We start from the raw sequence: 2954 nt of genomic DNA, 5'->3' as shown, positions 1-2954 counted from the left end.
TTAAGCAAGCGAGTCCTGTCATCAATTTGGTTACCGGTCTTCTCTTTATCTCCGTTGCGGTGATCATCGTCTGCGGCGCTTTTTAAGCGCCATATTACTCTCGCCAAAACTCGCTTATTTGCCGCCATACTGCGGCAAATAAAACTTGATAACGTGAATATCACAACCACGCCATGAGTCAGTTTGTTAACCTCATATGCATTAGAAGAACCAATTCAGATAGATCCCAGCAAACATTTGTTTACTGCCTCCCTTTGTCTCGTTCACTTCAGCCACCGATTTGCTTGTCGAGTCAGTGCTGGATGCTGAATAGATTTGTGCATTACGTTCAGACTTAATGCCCTTTTGTGGTGTGATATGACTCAGGTGTCCAGATAAATAGACACGTTGATGAATCGGGTAATCCACTTTTATACCCATTTGAAAATGGTTAACTCCGTTATAACCGTCAACGACAAACTCATAATCGAAAGCTTGGGTCACATAGGGTGTTACTGACACGCCGTGAGCCAATACAAAACTCATGCCTTGCAGACTAATTTCAACATAATGCCCATTAGCCTCAAGTGAGTATGTGTGTTCAATGATGGGCGTAAACCAATCTATTCCTGAATAGGAAAATGTCGTGAATAGTTCAACATCACTTTCGCGATCAGCGCCAAAAATTTCAATAAATTGGATACCTGCGGTAACGTCAAAAATTGCAGTTGATAACAGTTCTAATTCCATACCTATATTTAATTCAGTGTAGTCTTGATGTGTCGCCCTTCCAATACCAGCGTCCAGGAGTAGATAACTCAGATCCCAGTGTGCATTCCCCCAGAAAATACCTCCCTCATCGAGCAGATTGCGTCCTTGGTCTATATAGTGTGAATCAATACCCAAGTCGACATGAAAGGCAGACTCAGGTTGCTCAGCAAGATGCTGTTCCATGGTGTTATTCGTCATTGCCGTCGCGACAGTCATTGTAGAGGCAAGGAGTATAAATGCCTGAATAACAAAAAATGTTAAACGATAAAATTGACGAGAAATACGATTTTTTACTTGTTTATAGGACATAAGTAGTCCTCCTATCTAATCAGGATCTAATGTGAAAAATGAAGGGAAAAACTGTTTCGCAGTAATTGACTACAAATTGAATTGTGAAATAAATTTGTAGTCACAATTCATATGATTAATTAAGTAAAATCAATGAAGTAATATAAAAATAGATCAACAGACCGGTGACATCGACTATGGTTGTAATAGCGGGGCTGGCAACTACCGCAGGATCTTGCCGACATAACTTTGCCATAAATGGCAACGCAGCACCGATCACCGTAGCAGTAACGACCTGAAAGAAGAGTGCTAATGCAATGGCACTACCTAGCATGGTTAAGGTGATATTACCCGGGACCTCAGCATTATGTGACAGAAACAATACTTTGCCAAAAGAGACTAGCGCCAACCCTAAACCGATAAAAAGTGAAATACGTAGCTCCTTCCACAATACATCACACCAACTTTTCAGCTTTAGCTCACCCAGTGCCATAGAGCGGACTATCACTGTTGCAGCTTGGCTTCCTGCATTTCCCCCCGTATCGGCGACCATAGGCATGTATAGTGCTAAAATAGTCAATGCCATGATGGCATCATCATAACTTTGAATAACCATACCTGATAAAATCCCAACAGCAGCTAAACCGACAATCCAGAAAATTCGCTTATGAACATGTTCCAAGACCGTTGTCTGCATGTAAGGTGTGTCGTCGTGAGTTCCCTGAATGCCCATCAACATTTCAACATCTTGAGTCTGCTCTTGTTGTAAAACAGACATCGCTTCTTTGGCACGCAGTACCCCTGCAGGCTTACCCCAAAAGTCCACTAAGGGTAAATAATCATTCTCGCTATGTTGCAACTGTGCCACAGCCAACTCTCTATCAGTGCTGACATGACATGGAGCCACCCAACGAGCAATATCAGCCAATATTGCTGATGGCTGATATTTGACTAATTGATGTAACTCCAGGGTCGATCGATAACAGCCCTGATCATCTACGATAAAAAGCACTTGCTCATCAAAGATCTCTGTTGATTGCTGAATTATATCAATCGCTTCACTGACCCGCATATCATCATTAACGCAACGCTGTGGCCTGATTGTCGCCACGGCAATAACTGGATGAGCTTGTGACGCTATTTTTTCCATGTCACTCATAAACCCGCTAGGCATAAGGTGAATAACAGTCTTTTGTTCAGCCTCTGGTAATTGATTATAAATATGAAAGTATTGTAATAAAGACAGCGTTTCAAGCCAGCGTTGGATAACGGTACTATGTTGCTTTTTAATAAAACCAATAAGCTTGCTTTTATTGCATTCATTATCAATTTCAGAATTAAAGCCATTAAAAAATACAAAATCTAAATTAAAACCTTTATTGATACCATCTGAAGCACTTACTGTAATGTTGGACATGTTTAGTCCTCCCAATATAATAGGATTTAAACTTTATTTAGCCCAAGATAATAATTATTAATGTTTATCATTGAAAGACAAACAGCACTAACTAAGTTAAGACTAATGGATAAACAGTATGAAATAAACAGTGAGGCGGGATGTAAATAGGCAGTAGGATAAAATAATTTACATATTAACTATTACCATACTTTTCCACCGTCACTGTTTTCTCTACTCGGAGGGATGTCATTTTCCATAATACGTTCCTAAACTATCGCTATAAAATAGAAGAAGATTAAAGCAAAGCCTTAACTTACAAAGGTTAACTGACCAAAAACAAGCTATTAAAAACAACTAACTAACAATCTTACAGACTGATTTTCATGCAGTACGGCAAGAATATCTGTCACAAAGAGTCGTGAATGCAAGGCAGAATAATCAATATTGGGGAGCTTTTTAAGCTGAAGTTAAAATGAGAATAGGTTTTTAATAAAACACTATTTTTTATTAAAAATCA

2 protein-coding genes are annotated in these 2954 nt (G+C 39.3%); both read right to left on the bottom strand.

The features are described from left to right. Window positions 1-201: 201 nt before the first annotated feature. Window positions 202-1059, bottom strand: coding sequence for a hypothetical protein (locus tag CXF82_RS01020; protein ID WP_102043525.1), 858 nt, complete (start codon window positions 1057-1059; stop codon window positions 202-204). A 115-nt stretch (window positions 1060-1174) separates the two neighbouring features. Next, complete coding sequence (locus CXF82_RS01015; RefSeq protein ID WP_102043524.1) at window positions 1175-2455, bottom strand: magnesium transporter; 1281 nt, start codon at window positions 2453-2455, stop codon at window positions 1175-1177. Window positions 2456-2954: the final 499 nt, after the last annotated feature.

The organism is Shewanella sp. GutDb-MelDb (genome assembly GCF_002836075.1).
Lineage (GTDB): Bacteria > Pseudomonadota > Gammaproteobacteria > Enterobacterales > Shewanellaceae > Shewanella.
Note: the sequence above shows the minus strand (reverse complement) of the source record. Positions and strands in the feature narration are given on the sequence as shown.

Coding starts and splice junctions, on each gene's coding strand:
- CXF82_RS01020 (WP_102043525.1), bottom strand. CDS start 1,059: ATGTCCTATAAACAAGTAAAAAATCGTATTTCTCGTCAATTTTATCGT.
- CXF82_RS01015 (WP_102043524.1), bottom strand. CDS start 2,455: ATGTCCAACATTACAGTAAGTGCTTCAGATGGTATCAATAAAGGTTTT.